This window comes from Clostridium grantii DSM 8605, assembly GCF_900129965.1.
Lineage (GTDB): Bacteria > Bacillota > Clostridia > Clostridiales > Clostridiaceae > Clostridium_AF > Clostridium_AF grantii.
On sequence record NZ_FQXM01000006.1, the window covers coordinates 71,566 to 92,585 of the forward strand.

The following is a 21,020-nucleotide window of genomic DNA, read 5'->3' on the forward strand; positions in this document are numbered from 1 at the left end:
CCACATATTATACCATTACTTTGTATTTTATTATAAGAATATATTAATTACAAGTCCTAATATTATTCCACAAGCAATACTTTTAAATGTTACATAATAATCACTTAAAACTATACTTGATTTCATTAATTCAAAAAACGTTATATATAGCATTATACCCGATACAATAGATAATAATATTCCTAAATATATCTCTGAAATAAAACCCATCTGTATGCCTATAAAAGTTCCTAATACAGTAGGAACTGCTACCAAAATTAATAATGCTATTATTTTATATGTATTAATTCTACAACTTTTCAAAGAAGCCGCTACCACTAATCCCTCGGGTACATCATGTGCAGCTATTATCAAACTCATTTTGGCCCCTAGCCCAGTACTAAATGCAAATCCAACCCCCATTATAATTCCTTCCGGAAAATTATGTACCATAATCCCCAAAGTCGTAAATAATGCCATTTTTAGAAACAAGTCTTTCTCTTTTTTTCTTTCTTCATACAAATTACTCAATAATATCATAACTATAAGTCCAAAAAAAGAATACACTATCACTATATTTAAAGCTATTTTTTCTAAAGCCGAAGGTATAATTTCTATGAAAACAACTTCCACCATAACCCCTGCGGCAAAACCATTTAACTTAGACACCATTATTTTAGAAGGCTTTGAAATCAAAATACCTACTATTCCTCCTATTAAAGTCCCTAGTGCGGAAATCATACTAGCCCAAAACACTACTTCCATATTAACCTGCAACTCCTTCACTCATTTCATAAATAATACTATATAATTTTCATCTTAGTTTATAATATTAGTTATGCAATTTAATTAGAAGAGAATAGCAATATATATTGAAGTTTCAACTCAGAGAAAAAAGATGAACTAACTCGTAGGGGGGCGGTTTCCACGCCGCCCCGCTATGCCTATAAATTACATATATAATATTGATAAAAAATACAAAATACAGAAGGTAGTATAATATTTTTATTATGATTTTTCTGTAATTGTAATTTAATTGGGAGACTACAGCGGGCGGGCATGGAAACCCACCCCTACAAATAGTTTCTTCGCTTTTTAACTCAATTATGACCTACCTTCATAATCTTTTCCTATAATATAAAAAGGAGAACTTTTAAATAAAGTTCTCCTTTTTATATATATTTTTTAGTTTCCTAAATCTTTCATTTTCTCTGCTTGTTCTGTAGAAATAAGAGCTTCTAAAACTTCATCCATATCTCCATCAATAAATGAATCCAATTTATATAATGTAAGACCTATTCTATGCTCTGTAACTCTTCCTTGTGGGAAATTATAAGTTCTTATTCTTTCACTTCTATCTCCAGATCCAACTTGACTCTTTCTATCAGCTGCTATTCCTGCAGATCTTTCTCTTTCAGCCGCTTCAAATAATCTAGCCTTTAAAACTCTCATACCTTTTTCTTTATTTTTAAGCTGTGATTTTTCATCCTGACATGATACAACTATACCGGATGGAATATGAGTAATTCTAACAGCAGAGTCAGTTGTGTTTACACACTGTCCACCGTTACCAGATGCTCTAAATACATCTATTCTTACATCATTAGGATCTACATTGATTTCAACATCATCCACTTCTGGAAGAACAGCAACTGTAACCGTAGAAGTATGAATTCTACCACTTGATTCTGTATCTGGAACCCTTTGTACTCTATGAACTCCACTTTCAAACTTAAATTTACTGTAAGCTGCATCTCCTCTTAACATAAATACAACTTCCTTAAATCCACCAATATCTGTTTCATTAGAACTGATAAATTCTGATTTCCATCCATGACGTTCTGCATATCTGTTGTACATTCTAAATAAAGTAGCTGCAAATAAAGCTGCCTCATCTCCACCTGCTCCACCTCTTATTTCGATAAATACGTTTTTATCGTCGTTAGGGTCTTTTGGTAGCATAAGTATTTTCATTTCTTCTTCAATGTCAACAGTTTTTGCTTCAAGTTCTTTAATTTCATCTTGAATCATTTCTCTTAATTCTCTGTCTGATTCTTCTTTTAACATTTCTTTATTTGTTTCTAATTCTTCACTTGCTTCTTTGTATTCTCTATATTTATTTACCACTATCTCTAATCCAGCATGCTCTTTACACAATTTTCTCCACTCAGTTTGATTGGCCATAACTGACGGATCACTTATTTTCATAGATAACTCATCATATTTATTTTCTACAAACTCTAATTTATCTAACATTAAAATCACTCCATATCTATATTGTTTTTTTTCCTTTTAGCTTTAAAATGATTATGTTAAATAGCTAAGGCTCTTTTAACCTACCCAACACAACTCTATCATTTCCCGCTAAATCTTTTATACCTTCAACTTGGCAAAATCCATTTTCCACTAAAATATTCATAACATCTTCTTTTTGATCATGGCCAATTTCATAAATAATCATTCCATTTTCATTAAGAATTTCCTTACTATCTAAAGTAATTCTATGATAAAAATCTAGGCCATCTTCCCCACCATCTAATGCCATCATAGGTTCATAATCTTTTACATCTTCCATTAATGTTGGAATAATAGATTTTCTTATATAAGGAGGATTTGATAAAATCATATCAAATTTCATATTATTTATTTTAGCTTCTTTTAGTAAATCACTATAATATACTTCAGCTTTATTTTCTAAATCAAATTTGTGCATATTTTTCTTTGTTACTTCAATAGCTTTTTCACTTATGTCAAATAGTGTTATCTCCAAATCATTTAATAATTTTGCTATAGATAATCCAATAGCCCCACTACCACAGCAAACATCACAAATCTTTTTAAACTTATTCTCTTTTATTTCTTCAATAGCTTTTTCAACTAAAATCTCTGTATCTGGTCTAGGAATAAGCACCCCTTCCTCAACCCAAAAATCCAACCCCATAAATTCACATTCATTTAAAATATATTTTACAGGCATTTTATTCTTTCTTTTGTTAATCAAAGAAAAAAATTCATCAACTAGTTTATCTTCTACTTCCCACTCTCTATTAATCAAGATAAAAAGTTTATCCTTATTAATTACTTTAGATAAAATAAGTTGACTATCTAATTTATAGCTATCTATGTTAGAATTTTTCAAAATTTCATTACTTTCTATAATCAACTGACTTATTTTCAATATTACCACTCCTATGTTTTCCTTAAGTTTAAAACCTTTATAAGTTTCTTACCTATGAAAAACTACAACATTTCTATTGTTCCCTCATCTTCTTGGAAAACTATTTCTAGTCCTTCTGCAACTTTTAATGCTTTAATAGCTACTTCAAGTTGTGAAAGATCCGGCTCTCTAGTTGTTAGTTTTTGCAAACTTAGCCCTGGATAAGCTAGAATTTTAGATAATTTACTGTCACTTTTACCCATCCATCTTATAATTTCATAGGTAAGTCCTGAAATAACAGGTAATAAAACAATTCTATATATAGTTCTTTCAATTACTGAATTCCATCCTGTTAAAGAAAAAACAATTATACTAACTATCATCACCAAAAACATAAAATTAGTTCCACATCTAGGGTGAAATCTTTTATATTTCATAGCGTTTTCCGGAGTTAATTCTTCTCCATTTTCATAGCAAAAAATAGTTTTATGCTCTGCACCATGGTATTGAAAAACTCTTTTAATGTCTTCCATCTTAGAAATCAAATAAATATATAAGATAAATATACCCACTCTTATTATACCCTCTATTATATTCAATACTAAAGTATTTTGAACATTTAAAAATTTAAATGCACTAGCTGTATAAGTAGGCAATAAAAAAAACAACAACACGGAAAAACCTAAAGATAATATTAATGAAAATCCCATTATTATATCATTAGTTTTGTCTTTAAAAATACCTTCAAACCATTTATCAAATTTTGAAAGCTCTCCCTCTTCTTCAAAAAAAGAAGCCGAGTAGTTTAAAGATTTAATCCCTATAATTAAAGAATCTAATAAAGATATAAACCCTCTTATAATAGGTAAGGAAAATACTTTATTTTTCTTCGTTAAAGGCTTTTTATCTTCAAATTGAACTTCTATCTCATTATTAGGTTTTCTAATAGCTGTAGCTAGTCCTTTGCTACCTCTCATCATAACCCCTTCAATTACCGCTTGACCACCCACGTTAGCTTGTTTTTTCATATTTTATTCCTCTTCTCTAGGTATAATATGACACTTTCTACATCTTGCTTCATACGATTCTGTTGCTCCTATTAAAACAATTGGATCAGAATATCTTGCTGGTCTCCCATTTATCAGCCTTTGAGTTCTTGTGGCAGGATTTCCACAAACCATACATATGGCCCCTATTTTATCCACAAATTCTGCAACCGCTAATATTTTAGATATAGGTCCAAAAGGTTCTCCTTTAAAATCCATATCAAGGCCTGCACATATAACTCTTTTGTTAGAGTCAGCTAATTTTATTATAACCTCTACAATTCCTTCATCAAAAAATTGAACTTCATCAACACCAATAACATCAGTATCTTTATGAACGCTTTCAAAAAGTTCCTTACTACTTTTAACAGCTATAGCACACGTTTTGTCTCCGCTATGTGAAACTACGTCATTTTTAGAAAATCTATTATCAATCTCCGGTTTAAAAACCTGAACCTTTTGTCTAGCTATCTTTGCTCTTTTTGTTCTTCTAATTAATTCTTCAGATTTCCCACTATACATGGGTCCCACTACAACTTCAATCCAACCATGATCTTTAGGTCCATACATATAAATATACCTCCAAAAAAAATTCAACAAATATATTGTATCAGAATTTTGATACATATAAAAGCTTTTAATTAAAATACATATAAAAGCTTTCAATTAAAATATTGACTTAAAGCATTCAAATATGATATAATCTACGAAGTTGTAAGTGTATTTGAATTATTCAGTTTCACTAAGGTTCTACAATAAAAGTAAGTTGAGCTATAGTTAATAAACCAAGTTCAGCGACAGTATTTTTATTGCTATAACCACCCAAAACTTACAAGTGAGGTGAATGAAATGAAAGAAGGTTTACATCCAGAATACAATCACGATGCAATGGTTCATTGTGTATGTGGTAATTCTTTTCAAACTGGTTCTACTAAAAAAGAATTAAAAGTTGAAGTTTGTTCTAACTGTCATCCTTTCTATACTGGAAAGCAAAAGATGTTAGATACAGGTGGAAGAGTAGAGAAGTTCATGAAAAAATTCAATTTAAAAATGGACGAAAAATAATTAGAAATGGGAAAGATATTATCTTTCCCATTTTTGTTTGTTTATTATTGATAAAAACTCACTATTATCCTCTGTTTTAGATAACACTGAAATTAATTTTTCTAATATTTCTCCAGAATTACCCACTTTATACATATGTCTTCTCATTGCTATTGCCGCTTCTTTTTCTTCTTCATTCAATAATAAATCTTCTTTTCTTGTTCCTGATTTATAAATATCAATTGCTGGGAATATTCTTCTTTCCTCTAGTTTTCTATCTAAATGAACTTCCATATTACCAGTACCTTTAAATTCTTCAAATATCATATCATCCATACGACTTCCCGTATCAACAAGCGCAGTAGCTAGTATAGTAAGACTTCCACCCTCTTCTATATTTCTAGCAGCACCAAAGAATTTCTTAGGCATTATCAAAGCTCCTGGATCCAAACCACCTGAAAGAGTTCTTCCTGTAGGATTAATAGTCAAATTATAAGCTCTTGATAATCTTGTGATACTATCTAATAAAACAACTACATCTTGCCCTTGTTCTACCATTCTTTTAGCTCTTTCAAGCACCATAGAAGACACTTTTGTATGATGAATAGGTTCTTCATCAAAAGTAGAATATATAACCTCCCCTTGAATAGACCTTTGCATATCTGTAACTTCCTCTGGTCTTTCATCAATAAGTAATACTATTAATTTTATTTCTGGATTATTTAAAATTATACTATTAGCTATTTCCTTAAGAATTGTGGTTTTACCTGCTTTAGGAGGAGCTACAATCAATCCTCTTTGCCCTTTACCAATAGGACTCATAATATCCATAAGCCTTGTAGATAACTTATCTTTGCTGGTTTCTAATTTTAATCTTTCCGTCGGGAAAATAGGTGTCAAACTCTCAAATCTAGGTCTTCCAATAGCCTTTTGTGGCATCTCACCATTAACTTTTTCAACATATAAAAGAGCTTTAAATTTTTCTCCTTCTTTAGGAATTCTAACTTTTCCAGTAACTTGGTCACCCGTTTTCAAATTAAACTTTCTTATTTGAGAAGGAGAAACATAAATATCATCTGGTGTAGTTAAATAGTTTTCCCCTCTTAAAAATCCAAAATTGTTACTTTCATTTATCTCTAGTACACCTTTAGCTACTACAGAGTAATCTATTATTTCTTTTAGATTTTTACCTGAGGATTTATCACTTCTATCATTTCTATTATTAAATGAATTCTTATTTTCCTTATTTGAAGTTTCACTTATTACTGTTTCTTGTTTTTTTTCTTGATTTAATTCATTTACTATATTTTCTTTGCTATCTTTTACTTTAATTTTTTCTGTTAAAACTTTCCCATCTTTTTCAATAGAAAAACTTTCTTTACTTTTTATTATATCTATTAATTCTGATTTCTTTAGTTTAGAAATATTTTTTATTTCAAGTTTCTTTGCAATATCTCTTAACTCACTGACGGTCTTACCATCAAGGTTTTCATTCATTTATTTTTTGCACCTCCAAAATTTTGTGTGAATGTTCAAGTAACCACAACATCTTTATATTTAATTTTTTAATTTAAGGAATTTTTCAAGAATTAATAAAGAATATTAGGTTTATATGATTTCATTTAGAAAAAACTGAAATGATATGTTTCTTTTAGAAATTTAAGATATTAAATTAATTTCACTTTATAATCATACTATAAAAAGATAAACTTTCATAGGATTTCTACGAAAGTTTATCAAAATTAATTCTATTTAGTTTCTTTTAATGCTGCCTCAATAAAATCTCTAAATAAAGGATGAGGTCTATTTGGTCTTGATTTGAATTCTGGATGGAATTGTGTTGCAACAAACCATGGGTGATCCTTAACTTCAACAATTTCAACTAATCTATCATCAGGGCTAACTCCTGTTATTTCTAAACCAGCATTTATTATTTGAGTTCTATATTCATTGTTATATTCATATCTATGTCTATGTCTTTCATAAATAATTTCTTCTTTATAAGCTGCTGCTGCATTAGAACCTTTTTTCAACTTACAAGGATATAATCCTAATCTCATAGTACCACCTTTTTCATCTACATCCTTTTGATCAGGCATTAAATCAATTACTGGGTACTTAGTTTCTGGATTTATTTCTGAACTATTTGCATCTGTGAAATTCAATACTGTTCTAGCATACTCTATAACAGCACATTGCATTCCAAGGCAAATTCCAAAGAAAGGAACTTTATTTTCTCTAGCGTATCTTACTGCTAAAACTTTTCCTTCAAGTCCTCTATCCCCAAAACCTCCTGGAACTAAAATTCCATCAACATCTTGTAGTAATTCTTCATAATTTTCTTTATTTACTTCTTCAGCATTTATCCATTTAATTTTTACATCTGCATCATTAGCATATCCGCCATGACTTAAAGCTTCCACAACTGAAAGATATGCATCATGTAACTCAACATACTTACCAACTAATGCTATTGTTGTAGATTTAGATAAATTATTAACTTTTTCTACTAATTGAATCCACTCTGAATTATCTATTTCATTGCATTTTAATTTTAATTTTTCACATACATATGTGTCTAATCCTTCTTCATGCATCATCAAAGGTACATCATATAAATTTCTTGCATCAAGATTTTGTATTACAGCTTCTTCATCTACGTTACAGAAAAGTCCTATTTTCTTTTTAACTGAAGCTGGTAATGGTTGTTCACTTCTACAAACAATAATATCTGGTTGAATACCAATGCCTCTTAACTCTTTAACTGAATGTTGTGTAGGTTTTGTTTTTAATTCTCCTGCTTTTTTCAAATATGGAACCAATGTAACGTGGATAAAACAAACATTTTCTCTTCCTACATCATATTTGATTTGTCTTATAGCTTCTAAGAAAGGTAGTGATTCTATATCACCTGTTGTTCCACCTATTTCTGTTATAACAACATCTACATCTTTCTCTTTTGCTACTCTATATACTCTATCCTTTAATTCATTAGTTATATGAGGGATAACTTGAACTGTTGCACCTAAATAATCGCCTCTTCTTTCTTTAGATAAAACTGACCAGTATATTTTACCTGTAGTCACATTACTAAACTTACCTAAATTCTCATCTATAAATCTTTCATAATGACCTAAATCCAAATCCGTTTCTGCTCCATCATCTGTTACAAAAACCTCTCCGTGCTGATATGGACTCATAGTTCCTGGATCAACATTTAGATATGGATCAAATTTTTGAATTGATACTTTTAATCCTCTATTTTTCAGTAATCTTCCTAAAGAAGCTGCTGTTATTCCCTTACCTAAAGATGATACAACTCCACCTGTTACAAATACGTATTTTGTGCTCAAATTTCTTCCTCCTTTTTTTATAAAAAACCCTTGACAGGGTATAGTTTCCCTGTTAAAATAGAAAGTACCCTATATAATGGGTGTTTTATTGTCTCAATAAACATATCACTTATCATATCATATTAAATACATAAAATCTAGTTTTTTTTATATTTATTTTATATTAATTTTTTCACTTTCTTTTCTACTTCAAAATACATCTGTCTGAAATTTCTGTTTACTAATAATCGTTCTTCTCCTTTTTTTATGTTATACCTTAGTTTTCTTTTATCTATTCTTATAAAATCTCTTGATAACCCCTTTATTTCGCTACAATTGTATTTATACAAAACCAAAAATAACAAATATCTATATTCTCTATCTTCTAGAATCTTGATTATTTCTTTTCTTTTTATTCCTTTTATGTCACATATAACTTTTATAATAGTTTCATAATTTTCCTTTATAAACAAAGCAATCACCTCAATAAAAGTATTACCTTTAATTTATTTTTATAAACAAAAACATAAATGTTTTTACACATTTATGTTTTAATTAATTCTTTTATAGGGATCCCACTGCGAAACTTAATTTATACTTGTTTCAAAATCTCCGGTTTTTGGGAGTTTTGAGGCATGTATAAGTTAATAGTTGAACTGGGATACCTTTATTTAGTTTTTAGCTGTTATATTCACTTTCAACTTTGTTTTTGAAGTTTTTTGTCCATCCACAATCAAATCATAATCAATTGAAACTTCTCCGCCATCTTCATTTACTTGAATATCAAGTTTATTAGTGCATATAATTAGTTCTAAAGTTCCGTAAGGTGTATTATATAAAGATATACTTTCATCTTTATCTATAAATTTCATCTTAGTATTGGTTGTTCCTTTTCTAATTAAAGAAAATTCATCCCCTTTAACCTTTAAAATAGTAGTAGTTCCCTCCATACCAGAAATTTTAGTTTCTTCGTATACAGCAAAAAAACTATCATCTTTCTTGTAAAATTCTCCTTTAGTTACAATTTCTATAGCTTCATCTTCATTGTCTGTTTGGCAACTAAATACTTTAATAACCGCATCTTTCTTCATAATAAATATTTAACCTCTCTATCAAATGATTGCTATTAATGATTATACATCTATAAGCTTATCATTTTACCATAAATTTATTTAAATCTTTCTCTTCAAGTTTAGAAACTTGTAGATGTTTAGTGAATGGTTTCTTATAATAACCATACATAACCTTTAAGCATTCTTCATCTTTTCCTTTAGAGTATCTTCCTGCAACTTTAGCTGCAAATTCAAGCTCCTCATCATTAGGATTACCTACTATACATACCATTGAACCTTTAAACTCTTTTACTAAAAACACAATATCTACTTCGCTTATATTTTTCTTTATATTATCTGCTTCATCTGCAGTTCTTGTAGAAATGATTTTACAATTTGGTGATAATCTAAAATGTCTACCAAATTTTAATAACTCTAATTCTCTTTCTTCAGGATTTCTATTGTATTCCAGTAAATCTCTCAATCTATTTGAATAATTCGGTTCTGTAAGCTTGCAGCCACCAGCTGGTGATGGATAATCTACTATATTCCATTCTTTTGCAAGTTCCATTTGTATTTTCCTGTTTCTACCCGAAATATCCATGAGTTTGTCTCTATTTACAAGTCCACTTTTCTCCATTTCCGTTTCTGGTAGCAACTTAGCGCATAAAGGCCTCAATATTTTTGATGATATGCCCGATTCCTTTAATACTTTATCAAGACTAGATTTATTCTGAGACATAGGTCTTTGATTTAAAACTTCCCCAGTAATTATAAAATCACCATTAAATTTTTCTAATAAATCTCCTGCATATCTCATCATCATTGCATGACAATCAATACATGGGTTCATATTTTTGCCATACCCATTTTTAGGACTCTTCACCATTTTCATATGCTCTTTTGAAAAATCCACTACTTCAAGTGGAATATCTATTTGTTTTACCATTCTTATAGCGTTATCTTCATTAAAAAAATAAGATTTAAAACAAATTCCTATAACTTCTATTCCTTGTTCTTTAATTAGCTTAGCCGCTAAAATGCTATCTAATCCTCCAGATAATAATGCCAAAGCTCTTGCCATAATTTTCTTCCCTTCTCTTTTGCATGAGAATATCTAAAATATTCTTTGCTTAATTATTATTTCTTTCTATTGCCAGTTCAATTAAATCATCAATTAAATCTGAATATTTCTTACCAGAAGCTTGCCACATTTTAGGATACATACTAATTTTAGTGAATCCAGGCAAAGTATTTATTTCATTTAAGTAAAACTCTCCTGTTACTTTATCTAAAAGAAAATCAACTCTTGCCATCCCTGCGCAATCTAAAATTCTATATATTTTTATAGCTTCAGATTTTATACTTTCCAAAGCAAGTTCATCTATCCCTGCTGGTATCAGCAACTTAGATTCTGCATTAGTGTATTTAGCTTCAAAATCATAGAATTCATTAGCCGGTATTATTTCACCAGGTACTGCAGCTATAGGTTCATCATTTCCAAGAACAGCAACTTCTACTTCTCTAGCATTTATAGCTTCTTCTACAAGCACTTTTCTATCAAATTTCAAGGCTTCTTCTAATCCTTTTATAAGTTCTTCTCTATTATGAGCTTTACTAATTCCCACAGATGAGCCACTATTAGAAGGTTTAATAAATACATCGTACCCTAATTTATTTTCAATTCTATTTATTATTTCTTCTTTATCTTTTTCAAAAATAAATTTTTCTACAACTACATAATCCGCTTGTTTTATGCCAAAATTCTCTAATACATACTTTGTATAAACCTTGTCCATACATAATGCCGAAGATAAAACTCCAGGTCCTCCACAAGGTATTTGTAATAATTTACATAATCCTTGTATAGTTCCATCTTCTCCATACAATCCATGTAAAATAGGTAAAACAACATCCACTTCTTTATTAAAAAGTATTTTTTGTCCTTCTGGCACTTTGTAAAACTCATCCTTTTCCCATGCACCATTTTCTATATTATCATAATTCCCTTTATATTCAATCCACACTCCATCTTTAGTTATTCCTATAGGATATACTTCATACTTTCTAAGGTCAATATTTCTCAATACTGATGTAGCCGAAACTCTAGACACCTCGTGTTCTGTAGATTGTCCTCCAAATAATACTGCCACTTTTTTTTTCATAAACATTCCCTCGCTTAATCATAATCTTTTATTATTATACACAACCCAAGTAAACTTAATTCTTAATGTACCAACATACCTGAATATATTTTTATTTAAAACAAAGTTATCTTTACACCAAAATTAACTCACTTCAAATTATATACCAAGTGAATAAATAAGTGAATAAAAAAAATAAAGACACGAGAAAATCTCATGCCTTTATATAGTTAATTGTCCATTAGGCGTATTAATTATCTGTAAGATTTTTTGTTCATATCCTGTTATAGCATTTATATAAACAATAAAATTTTCTTCATTATAATTCCCACTAAACTCATAACAAAGTACTTCTTTATTTATCTCTGTAGGAACTAAAGCTAATTTGACTGAATCAACATTTAATCTTTTACCCACTCTTTCTCTAGCATCATTTTCCGATACAAGCACATCTTCAATCTTTCTTTCTCTCTCATGACTAATCAAATACTTCTCAGCTTCAATGCCTACAATTCTTCCATCATCCATAGCCACCTTTAGTTTTATTTGATCTGGATAAATGGCCACATTATTTTGATAATATACATAGCTTATAACCGCAATGTTATTATAATTCAAAGCATATGTAGCTTTCATGTTTTTATATCCTATTCCTTCTAAAAATTCTCCTCCAATTTTGGTTGCCTCTTCAATATTTTTTTTAGCTTTTTCTACTGATTTATTCAATAGTAAATACACTATTTTCCCACCATTTTGGCTTACTTCAAGAGCAATCTTTTGCTCATCATCTTTTAAAGAAACTTCGAATCTATAAGCTGGTATTTTAGTAGTCCCGTCCCCTGATATTTCTTTCAAATCTTCAATTTTATCTTCCCCAAAAAATTGAGTCACAATTTCTTTAGCTTTTTTCACGTCTATTTTTTCTTCTTTTAAAATTTTAGGTTTAATATCCATAATATTATCCGAAAAAGGTCCATCATAAATTAATGCTGGATACTGAGCCACTTGTTTCTGAATGCTTTTAAATTTATCTGAAATAGAATTTTTATCATCCTTTGCCAATGCAACACTTGCTTTTTTTCTAATTTCCCCCCATTTAACTTTTCCTGAATTTATTTCTGCTTGAACTTCATTTAATTGTATTAATAAATAATCTGCTTCGCCTTTTAATGTTTCTATATTTTTATAATCCTCTTCACTCAAATCTTTACCTTCAGAAGCTACCTTAGATAAACTATAAGAAAAATCTCCAACTTGAGATAAAAATTTACTAGTGTCCTCTATATACTCTTGATCCACAGGAATTGAATGAATTTTATCATTGGCAATAGATGCAAACCTAAAAATATCTTGAAATACCACTATACTTTGTTCTCTTGAGCCCACAATAGCCGATTTGCTTAAATCAACTTTTATATTGTTTACCGAATCTATCAACTGATACATATTTTTACTATACTGAGCCTGTAAATAATTTCTATAATCCATTCTCTCCAATGTCATTAATATAGAAAAAGTAGTTGAAAATACAACTATAAAAGCCACCGCAATAGTATACATTATTCTTTTTTTTGTAACCTTCATAATAGAAACCTCCCCGTATACATATACTATTAATATCTACAAAGAAATCTATATTATGCATTATTTATCACTAAAAATTTTATCCATTGTTTTATTTATTAATTCTCCAACTTTTTCTTTTACCTCTTGAAAAATTTCAACTACTTTAAACTTTATAACTACTTCTTCACCGTTTATTTTAGTAGTTTCTATACTATTATTATTTAAACCTGTTTCATTATCAACTATATTATATTCTTCATCAGTTAAATATTCTTTCATCTTCTCCTCAGTTTCTTCATAAGCCACTTCCCCCTTTGTAATATCTGTAAAACATAAAGGTGGGAACATAACACACCACCAATTATGACCTTCTCCTGTGCCTATGACAATTCTATAAGCCTCATATTTCCCTTCTGGTAGAGTAATATTCCCGTAGGTTTTCACTGGAAAATTCTCATTATCCAATGTTGTTATAACGCTGTACTGATACCCATTTTCTTTAATAATATTTTCGCTTATTTTTTTTATTTCCTCATCATTTTCCTTTAATATTTTTCTTGATTCTTCAATAGATTTTGAGTTTCTTAATTTAGGCTCTGCAAATTCCAGTACAGCATTCCTTACCTTTAATTTCAAAGCTTGATCTGTTGTAGTATCGCTATTTGCTATAACATGAAACCTAATAATTTTATTTGATATACTTTCAATTGAATTTGTACTCTGTTGATTAAAATTCAAATATATAAATCCTATAATTATTCCAAAAAAACACAATGTGCATATTTTTTTCAACTAATTCTCCTCCAAATCAAAATATTTTTTTATATTCCCTCTTATATTTAGATTATGGACAAACTATTTTATTTTATACTAAAATATTTAAAAAACAAAAATAGCAGTTTTTTAATTCTGCTATTTTATTATTCCATATCTTCTAATATTAGTTGCAACAGAAATATCTATAATTGAATTTTTATAAACTTCATCCCAATTTTTCTCAATTTTTTTCCATTCCTTTGGATGATATTTTTTTATCATCTCTCTAATACCAATAGGGTCTATAGAAAAATTTTCTTGAGTTATTCTAGCTATTTTTTCACATTCTTTTTCGATTGAGCTATTAAAATTTCCCTCTATTTGTTTTATTGTTCCTTTTTCAATTACACTTTTGCCCATTTGAAAATTTTTCAATTGTCCTTCTAAAACTATATTTATTTTTGCTTTAAATGAATCATCATTTATTTCTACTATACTCACTTTCCTATTTATTCCGTCAATTTCAAAATCCACAGGATTACCATCAATAAAAACAACTTTATTTCCACCCTTCATTTTTCCTCTTAAAATAGCTAGGCCTGATGTTTCAATAGGATCTAAACTTCCCACCATTTCAAAATCTTTAATCATAGCTAATCCAGATAAAAACACTTGATCCTCCAATTTATCATAATCTATACTTGGAATAATGGCATTTCCATTTTGATTCAGAAGTATTAATAACTCATTTAATGTCATAGGTAAAATACTAGCATTTCTATTGCTATTCTCTGTTAATCCATTAATATAACTTTCAATATTTTTTTCCATCAAAGGTTCATAGGAAACATAATTTTTACTTTCTCCATTAGCCACTACCACCTTCATTTTTTTGTTTATATTGGGATTTCTCTGAAAGTAATCCATAACCTCTTTAAAAGTTTCTGGATAATGCAATAAATCACTACTAATAATCAATAATTTTGTATGGGAGGTATAAATGGATCTACTTGTTCTAGATGCCATATTTACAATTCCATTCTGCATGGAATAGCATTCTGTAGTTATAAATTTTTCTTTAGCCGAACTTCCCTTATTAACACCCAATTCACTAATGTCTGGAAATCCAAAAGTTATTTTAAGTTTATTAACTCCTTTGGATTGAAATTCATCTGATGGATTTATTTTTTTTAGCTCCTCTTCCTTACCTATATTTTCAGATACATCAATGGCAATAGTAGAGATAAAACTTTTTCTATCTATTTCTACTTTATCCCAGCACCCTCCAAGAAAAAGAGGTATGAATGCTAAAGAAATTATTTTAGTTAGTTTCATCTCTTTTCCTTCCTTTCTTAATAAAATTAATGAATAAAAGACTTAACGGCATCATACCAATAACAAGTATGTAAATATATGCCATAATGCTTCTTTCAATATAAAATAACTCAGTTATATTATCAGGATACATAGCTAAAATATAAATTATAGGCATAATAATTAATGATGAAATCTTTACAGTTCCTAAATTAAATGTATTTTTTATAATTTCCGAATTAAAATAAAATACATTTATAAAAGTAGTAAAATAAAAGAAAATCCAAAATATCATAGCCACACCTTCCCACCCTTCTATAAAAGCCCCTGGGATATTAACGATAGAAACCATTGATATCGTTGGCCACAAAAGATTTTTGTTGTATTCTTCTGGGAAAACCGCTAAGGATACCATAACGATAATACTGTAGAATAAGGTGATAAAAATAATACTTTTTAAAGCTACCTTTGTTATTTGTTTTTTCTCCTTTAAGAAGGGATGAATCATATATATAATAAAGAATCCCGCAAAACTAAAGAACTCACCATTTATAGCCTTAATATATTCCATAGGTTTGTGAGTTAAAACTGGAAAAATATTAGTTATATCTGCTCCATTTAATACAAAAGGAATAACTATAATAACCGGAACAAACATCAAATAGAAAGCTATTTCATTAAACATAACAACACCCTCTAGTTCTCCTCTAATAAGTACAACCCCTGTCAATATCATTAATACCATTATTAGTTCTGTAGGTGTTTTTTCAAGTAAATACATCCTCAGTACTTCGGTAAAAGTTCTCAGTTCAAGTGAAATAATAAAACATCCTGCTATAACAATTAATAAGCATATTATTTTCCCAAGAAACTTACCAAAATTATTCTCTAGTATTATATCAATCCTATCAAAATTATTAACTTTTATAACCTTGCATTGTATATACACAAAAAAAGCAACTAAAACTCCAATCGCCCAAACCATTATCCATCCTTCACTGCCTAAAATTTCGGCTAAATTTGATGGTAAAGAGAATATTCCTGTCCCCACTACTGTAACCACTACAGTGGCAAATAAATCGAATTTGCTAATATTATTTTTATGGTCCATTTTAATGCCCCCACTAATTATTTCTGCCTTATTTTATCTCTTGAATTCATATAAATAGGTCTTTTCTTAAAGAATTTCAATGGCATTCTTATTAAATAATCCTTTTGGTCCTCAAGATTTGGATTCACTGCTGGAGCCAAATAAGGAATTCCAAAACTTTTTAGTTTAATAAGGTGACACGTTAAAAGTATAATCCCTAAAACAATGCCATAAAGTCCAATTATTGACGCTGCTATTATAAGTCCAAATCTAACCATTCTTATAGCAGAAGTAATTTCATAACTAGAAGCCACAAATTCAGTAATAGCTGTACTTGCAACTATTATAATCATTATAGGACTTACAATTCCCGCTGTAACAGCCGCCTGGCCTACAATAAGCCCGCCTACTATTCCTATCGTAGCTCCAATAGGCCTTGGTAGCCTAACAATAGCTTCAAGCAATAAAGCCATACTCACTTCCATAATAAGCACTTCAACAAATGCCGGAAATGGAACCCCTTCTCTTGAAGCAGCTATTGAATAAGCCAATTTAGTAGGGATAATTCCTGTATGAAAAGAAGTAACTGCTATATAAAGACAGGGTAAAATCAAAGAAATAAAAAGAGCAAATACTCTTGTTATTCGTACAAAGGATGCGTGCATCCATCTTTGATTATAATCATCAGGAGACTGAATAATATTATTTAATGTTGCAGGAACAATTAAAACAAAAGGAGAATTATCTACTAAAATAGCTGTTCTTCCTTCATAAATAGCTGCTGCTACCACATCAGGTCTTTCAGTACTTTGAACTTGAGGAAAAGGGGAATATATATCATCTTCTATAAATTGTTGAATATATCCACTATCTAGCACAGCATCTATATTAATTTTTTGAAGCCTTTTATTGAGTTCCTCAAGAACCTGATTATTAACTAAATCAGACATGTACATTACCACCACATCAGTTTTAGAACGAACTCCTAGTGAACTAGGTACCACCTTCAACCTAGTGTCTCTGATTCTTCTTCTTACAAGGGCAGTATTAAATCTTATAGTTTCAGTAAAACCTTCCCTTGACCCTCTAACTACAGTTTCTCCTGAAGGTTCTGACACCCCTCTTGCCGGCCAAAATCTAGTAGCTATAACATAAGCTTTGTTTATTCCCTCTAGCATCATCAATGTATCACCTGATAACATTGCATCAACACCCTTTGAAAAATCCTCCACCTCTCTCAAATCTGAAATGGTTAATATTTTATCCTTCATTTCCTCTGCATCCTTTAATTCATCCGCATTTTTCATTAAAGGAATCATAACAAATTGATCAAGTAATAATTTATCTCCCATTCCATCAATATAAACAAAAGCTGCCTTCCATTTACCCATATAAAATTCTCTAAAAACAATATCTGAATTATCTTTTAAAATCTCTTTCAAATAACTAATATTATTATCTACTTCTTTTGATATTTCTTTCTTAACCCATTCTTTCAAATTATCACACCCTTTTTATGTTAAAATACTTTTTATTGAGAATAAAATTAAAGATACGACTATAGCCCCTATTCCAATAAATCTAGCTATTTTAAAGTCTCTTTCCAAATTTAATTTCTTAAATTTTGTAGAATCATAAAATCCAACAATAACTCCTTGAATAATCATCATAAAAATAAAATATATTCCAAATGAATCTAATACTTTCATATAAACCCTCCTATCACATTTTATTTTTAGCTGAACAAAATAATTTATACATAAAAAAACCGCAAGATTTAAATCCTACGGTTTATCATTCTCAATTTTATTTTTATATATTTTTTACTCAAACATATTATATAGTTTTACTCAAATATACTTGGTCATATCTACTTTTAAAATATTCATATGTTTTTTCAGCTTTACTCTCATCTTCAAAAATTCCAAAGATGGTTGGTCCACTACCAGTCATAAGTGCCCCTAAAGCTCCTTGATTTAGCATATTATTTTTAATTTCTCTTAATATCTTATGTTTTTTCAAAGATACATTTTCTAATACATTCATTAAATTTTCACTTACAAAAGCAACATTATTTCCTTCTATAGCTTGAATAACTTCCTCAGTTTTAGGATGTTTAAATATTTTTTGTACATCTATATCTTTGTATACATCCTTTGTTGATAATCCAAAATTAGGTTTTACAATAACCAACATATGACCCTTAAAAGGTTTTAGTGGTGTTATAATTTCCCCAATGCCTTCACAAAGAGCCGTGCCCCCCTTTATGCAAAAAGGAATATCTGCTCCTAATTTCAAACCTACTTCCATCAATTTACTTTCTGATACATTAATTTCAAATAAATCTTTCATAGCTTTCAACACAGCAGCAGCATCTGTGCTCCCGCCTGCCATACCAGCTGCTACCGGTATATTCTTTGTTATTTTAATCTTAACACCCTCACTTATATTAAACTCATTCATAAAAATTTCCGCTGCCTTATAAGCAAGATTTCTTTCATCTGTAGGTATATAATTCTTATCTGCTTCAATAATAATTCCACTTTGTATTTTTTCTATCTCTATCTCATCATACACATCAACATTCTGCATGATCATTCTTAACAAATGATATCCATCTTTTCTTTTCCCTGTAATATCTAAGGTTAAATTTATCTTCGCGTAGGCTTTAACTTTCATTTTATCCTCCTTAAGGCAATAACATTTTCATTTATATTATAACACGAAAATAAGCTTTTCTCCTCAAGAGAAAGGCTTATTTCATAATACAAATTTAAATTATTGCTCTACCAGGAATAATCAATTTATCCCCTATATTCAATCCACTGTCTTCTTCAAGCTCATTAACCTTAGCTAAAGACTCTATAGTTGTATAATATTTTTTAGCAACTTTCCATAAACTGTCCCCAGGTTGAACCACATAAATTGTAAGACTTGCTTTTTTATTTACAGGCTCCCCTTCTATTTCTTCAATGTCTACTATAAATTCCTTTGACTCTGAATAATATACACATATATCAGCTAAAACAAGTGCTTTTACTCCAATGGTACTAGCTTCAACCATAGCTTCCATAGTTTCTAACGTAACATTAGCACTGCAATGCATATTAATTTTAGCTCCCGGCACATCTATGGCTGTGGAAAAAGGAATTTCTTCTGAAACAACTTCTACATTCCCCGTATCAGATTCACTACTATATACCGCATGAGTCCATACTAATCCTTCAATTATAACTCGCCCTTCAACAATTCTCTTATCAGTTACACATACTTCTCCTGTAGTCATAAGAACCTTCAACGGTTTTCCATTTTTTAAATCCACTTCTAAATTCTCTTTTACAATAGCCTCTGTATATTTATGTGAAAGCGCAATGTTTAAATCATAATTTTTCTTTTCCATTTTAAGTATTTTATTTGGTGAATATGCATCTTCAATAGTTTCTATATCATTTTTGGTTGTTATTCTAATTGCTGCTTTGATAAGGGATTCTACATCAACTATTCTATATTCACCTAAATCATCTTCTTTTATATCATATTCTGTGCCTTCAACCATAAACTCACTTCTTGAGTCCATAAAAGAATCTACTCCATCACAAGAAACTTCTTTTGTTATTAAAACTTCTTCTTGAATATAACAAACTTCTCCTTGACCTACTGATCTGTATAAAATTTTAAACAAAGCAAAACACTCTATTTCAATTTTGTCATCATATAATTTAACTTCTTTTTTGTGAACACAAACTTCACACTTTAAAATTCTCCCTATTTCAGGATTATCTAATGATATCTGCATAGTACACTTGGATACCAATTCTTCTTCTAAATTTACTACAACCTTATCCATAGATATAGATTTTTTTAATATCTGAATATCTTCATTATCATCTATACTATTTACTATTTCAAATTCTGAGTTATTGTAAACTGTAGCTTTTACCATCAAAACTCCATCTATTCCTATTTTTCTTTCATTTATAACTTTGCACTCTATATGTTCTACTGTGCAATAGCATTTGCACTCCATACCACCTTCAGTGCCATCAATATTGGAATAGCTAGAAAAACCACTTGAATATAAAACACTACAAATCTGATATTTATCATCTACTTTAGCCATATACATAACATTATATTTCATAGTTCCTTGTATATGAACCTTTCCTTGCACAATTTCTTTACTTGAAATATAAGGTTTAGCATCTAAAGATAGTATTTTATAAACATCCGGTTCAGTATCTGGAATAACATATTCCTCTTTAACTACTGAATTTTGAATATCAGTGCCTAACTTATACTCACATTGTATATTTTCTTTAATTAAGTCCATAGCCATATTCTTTAACCTCCCTATAATACCTACTATCTAATATATATATATGTATGTATTGAATTATGCTTATTTTTTTAATAATATTTTCAGGAAAATTTTATAGAGTTAATACTTCCTAAATGTAAAAGACAACACAAGATAGTTGAGAGTTTTTAATAGAATGTAACAGTTTTAAAAAAAGTTGACAATTGACAGTGTACAGTATTG

The 21,020-nt window shown here is 29.4% G+C and carries 20 protein-coding genes; 1 reads left to right on the plus strand and 19 read right to left on the minus strand.

The window, feature by feature from the left end; genetic code table 11:
* Positions 1–30: 30 nt before the first annotated feature.
* The 5 genes from BUB83_RS06620 to BUB83_RS06640 form a co-directional block, all read right to left on the minus strand.
* Positions 31–744 (minus strand): ZIP family metal transporter, encoded by a 714-nt coding sequence (locus tag BUB83_RS06620; RefSeq protein WP_073337663.1) that lies wholly within the window; start codon positions 742–744, stop codon positions 31–33.
* Positions 745–1,164: 420 nt separating this feature from the next.
* Positions 1,165–2,235, minus strand: coding sequence for a peptide chain release factor 1 (gene prfA, locus BUB83_RS06625; RefSeq protein ID WP_073337664.1), 1,071 nt, complete (start codon positions 2,233–2,235; stop codon positions 1,165–1,167).
* 64 nt (positions 2,236–2,299) lie between these two features.
* Complete coding sequence (gene prmC / locus BUB83_RS06630) at positions 2,300–3,157, minus strand: peptide chain release factor N(5)-glutamine methyltransferase (RefSeq protein ID WP_073337665.1); 858 nt, start codon at positions 3,155–3,157, stop codon at positions 2,300–2,302.
* A gap of 62 nt (positions 3,158–3,219) precedes the next feature.
* A complete protein-coding gene (locus BUB83_RS06635) occupies positions 3,220–4,164 on the minus strand; it encodes a DUF1385 domain-containing protein (protein WP_073337666.1) in 945 nt (314 codons plus the stop codon).
* A gap of 3 nt (positions 4,165–4,167) precedes the next feature.
* Positions 4,168–4,752 (minus strand): thymidine kinase, encoded by a 585-nt coding sequence (locus tag BUB83_RS06640; RefSeq protein WP_073337667.1) that lies wholly within the window; start codon positions 4,750–4,752, stop codon positions 4,168–4,170.
* A gap of 279 nt (positions 4,753–5,031) precedes the next feature.
* On the opposite strand from BUB83_RS06640, the gene rpmE reads away from it, so the two are divergent.
* Positions 5,032–5,247, plus strand: a complete 216-nt coding sequence (gene rpmE / locus BUB83_RS06645) for a 50S ribosomal protein L31 (RefSeq protein WP_073337668.1) — start codon at positions 5,032–5,034, stop codon at positions 5,245–5,247.
* An 18-nt stretch (positions 5,248–5,265) separates the two neighbouring features.
* Here rpmE and rho read toward each other — a convergent pair whose 3' ends face one another.
* The 14 genes from rho to BUB83_RS06715 form a co-directional block, all read right to left on the minus strand.
* Positions 5,266–6,723, minus strand: coding sequence for a transcription termination factor Rho (rho, locus tag BUB83_RS06650; protein ID WP_073337669.1), 1,458 nt, complete (start codon positions 6,721–6,723; stop codon positions 5,266–5,268).
* Between the two features lie 251 nt (positions 6,724–6,974).
* Positions 6,975–8,579, minus strand: a complete 1,605-nt coding sequence (locus tag BUB83_RS06655; RefSeq protein WP_073337670.1) for a CTP synthase — start codon at positions 8,577–8,579, stop codon at positions 6,975–6,977.
* Between the two features lie 158 nt (positions 8,580–8,737).
* Positions 8,738–9,031: a ribose-5-phosphate isomerase gene (locus tag BUB83_RS06660; RefSeq protein WP_242950642.1), complete on the minus strand. Its 294-nt coding sequence runs from the start codon at positions 9,029–9,031 to the stop codon at positions 8,738–8,740.
* A 198-nt stretch (positions 9,032–9,229) separates the two neighbouring features.
* On the minus strand, positions 9,230–9,649 hold the full coding sequence (locus BUB83_RS06665; RefSeq protein WP_073337671.1) for a YwiB family protein: 420 nt from the start codon (positions 9,647–9,649) through the stop codon (positions 9,230–9,232).
* A 61-nt stretch (positions 9,650–9,710) separates the two neighbouring features.
* On the minus strand, positions 9,711–10,694 hold the full coding sequence (locus BUB83_RS06670; RefSeq protein WP_073337672.1) for a DUF814 domain-containing protein: 984 nt from the start codon (positions 10,692–10,694) through the stop codon (positions 9,711–9,713).
* 49 nt (positions 10,695–10,743) lie between these two features.
* Positions 10,744–11,775: a D-alanine--D-alanine ligase family protein gene (locus tag BUB83_RS06675; RefSeq protein ID WP_073337673.1), complete on the minus strand. Its 1,032-nt coding sequence runs from the start codon at positions 11,773–11,775 to the stop codon at positions 10,744–10,746.
* 201 nt (positions 11,776–11,976) lie between these two features.
* On the minus strand, positions 11,977–13,338 hold the full coding sequence (gene ypeB / locus BUB83_RS06680; protein ID WP_073337674.1) for a germination protein YpeB: 1,362 nt from the start codon (positions 13,336–13,338) through the stop codon (positions 11,977–11,979).
* A gap of 60 nt (positions 13,339–13,398) precedes the next feature.
* On the minus strand, positions 13,399–14,112 hold the full coding sequence (gene spoIIR / locus BUB83_RS06685) for a stage II sporulation protein R (protein ID WP_073337675.1): 714 nt from the start codon (positions 14,110–14,112) through the stop codon (positions 13,399–13,401).
* A 120-nt stretch (positions 14,113–14,232) separates the two neighbouring features.
* Positions 14,233–15,411 (minus strand): Ger(x)C family spore germination protein, encoded by a 1,179-nt coding sequence (locus BUB83_RS06690; protein WP_073337676.1) that lies wholly within the window; start codon positions 15,409–15,411, stop codon positions 14,233–14,235.
* Positions 15,398–16,501, minus strand: coding sequence for a GerAB/ArcD/ProY family transporter (locus BUB83_RS06695; protein WP_073337677.1), 1,104 nt, complete (start codon positions 16,499–16,501; stop codon positions 15,398–15,400). The genes BUB83_RS06690 and BUB83_RS06695 overlap by 14 nt, the downstream gene beginning before the upstream one ends.
* A 17-nt stretch (positions 16,502–16,518) precedes the next feature.
* The gene (locus tag BUB83_RS06700; protein WP_073337678.1) at positions 16,519–17,979 is read right to left on the minus strand and encodes a spore germination protein; all 1,461 of its coding nucleotides are present in this window, start codon (positions 17,977–17,979) and stop codon (positions 16,519–16,521) included.
* 15 nt (positions 17,980–17,994) lie between these two features.
* Positions 17,995–18,189, minus strand: coding sequence for a CLC_0170 family protein (locus tag BUB83_RS06705; protein ID WP_073337679.1), 195 nt, complete (start codon positions 18,187–18,189; stop codon positions 17,995–17,997).
* A 127-nt stretch (positions 18,190–18,316) separates the two neighbouring features.
* Positions 18,317–19,159 (minus strand): 4-(cytidine 5'-diphospho)-2-C-methyl-D-erythritol kinase, encoded by an 843-nt coding sequence (gene ispE, locus BUB83_RS06710; protein WP_073337680.1) that lies wholly within the window; start codon positions 19,157–19,159, stop codon positions 18,317–18,319.
* Between the two features lie 94 nt (positions 19,160–19,253).
* Positions 19,254–20,816: a DUF3794 and LysM peptidoglycan-binding domain-containing protein gene (locus BUB83_RS06715; protein ID WP_073337681.1), complete on the minus strand. Its 1,563-nt coding sequence runs from the start codon at positions 20,814–20,816 to the stop codon at positions 19,254–19,256.
* Positions 20,817–21,020: the final 204 nt, after the last annotated feature.

Coding starts and splice junctions, on each gene's coding strand:
- BUB83_RS06620 (WP_073337663.1), bottom strand. CDS start 744: ATGGAAGTAGTGTTTTGGGCTAGTATGATTTCCGCACTAGGGACTTTA.
- prfA (WP_073337664.1), bottom strand. CDS start 2,235: ATGTTAGATAAATTAGAGTTTGTAGAAAATAAATATGATGAGTTATCT.
- BUB83_RS06635 (WP_073337666.1), bottom strand. CDS start 4,164: ATGAAAAAACAAGCTAACGTGGGTGGTCAAGCGGTAATTGAAGGGGTT.
- BUB83_RS06640 (WP_073337667.1), bottom strand. CDS start 4,752: ATGTATGGACCTAAAGATCATGGTTGGATTGAAGTTGTAGTGGGACCC.
- rpmE (WP_073337668.1), top strand. CDS start 5,032: ATGAAAGAAGGTTTACATCCAGAATACAATCACGATGCAATGGTTCAT.
- rho (WP_073337669.1), bottom strand. CDS start 6,723: ATGAATGAAAACCTTGATGGTAAGACCGTCAGTGAGTTAAGAGATATT.
- BUB83_RS06665 (WP_073337671.1), bottom strand. CDS start 9,649: ATGAAGAAAGATGCGGTTATTAAAGTATTTAGTTGCCAAACAGACAAT.
- BUB83_RS06670 (WP_073337672.1), bottom strand. CDS start 10,694: ATGGCAAGAGCTTTGGCATTATTATCTGGAGGATTAGATAGCATTTTA.
- BUB83_RS06675 (WP_073337673.1), bottom strand. CDS start 11,775: ATGAAAAAAAAAGTGGCAGTATTATTTGGAGGACAATCTACAGAACAC.
- ypeB (WP_073337674.1), bottom strand. CDS start 13,338: ATGAAGGTTACAAAAAAAAGAATAATGTATACTATTGCGGTGGCTTTT.
- BUB83_RS06690 (WP_073337676.1), bottom strand. CDS start 15,411: ATGAAACTAACTAAAATAATTTCTTTAGCATTCATACCTCTTTTTCTT.
- BUB83_RS06695 (WP_073337677.1), bottom strand. CDS start 16,501: ATGGACCATAAAAATAATATTAGCAAATTCGATTTATTTGCCACTGTA.
- BUB83_RS06705 (WP_073337679.1), bottom strand. CDS start 18,189: ATGAAAGTATTAGATTCATTTGGAATATATTTTATTTTTATGATGATT.
- ispE (WP_073337680.1), bottom strand. CDS start 19,159: ATGAAAGTTAAAGCCTACGCGAAGATAAATTTAACCTTAGATATTACA.
- BUB83_RS06715 (WP_073337681.1), bottom strand. CDS start 20,816: ATGGCTATGGACTTAATTAAAGAAAATATACAATGTGAGTATAAGTTA.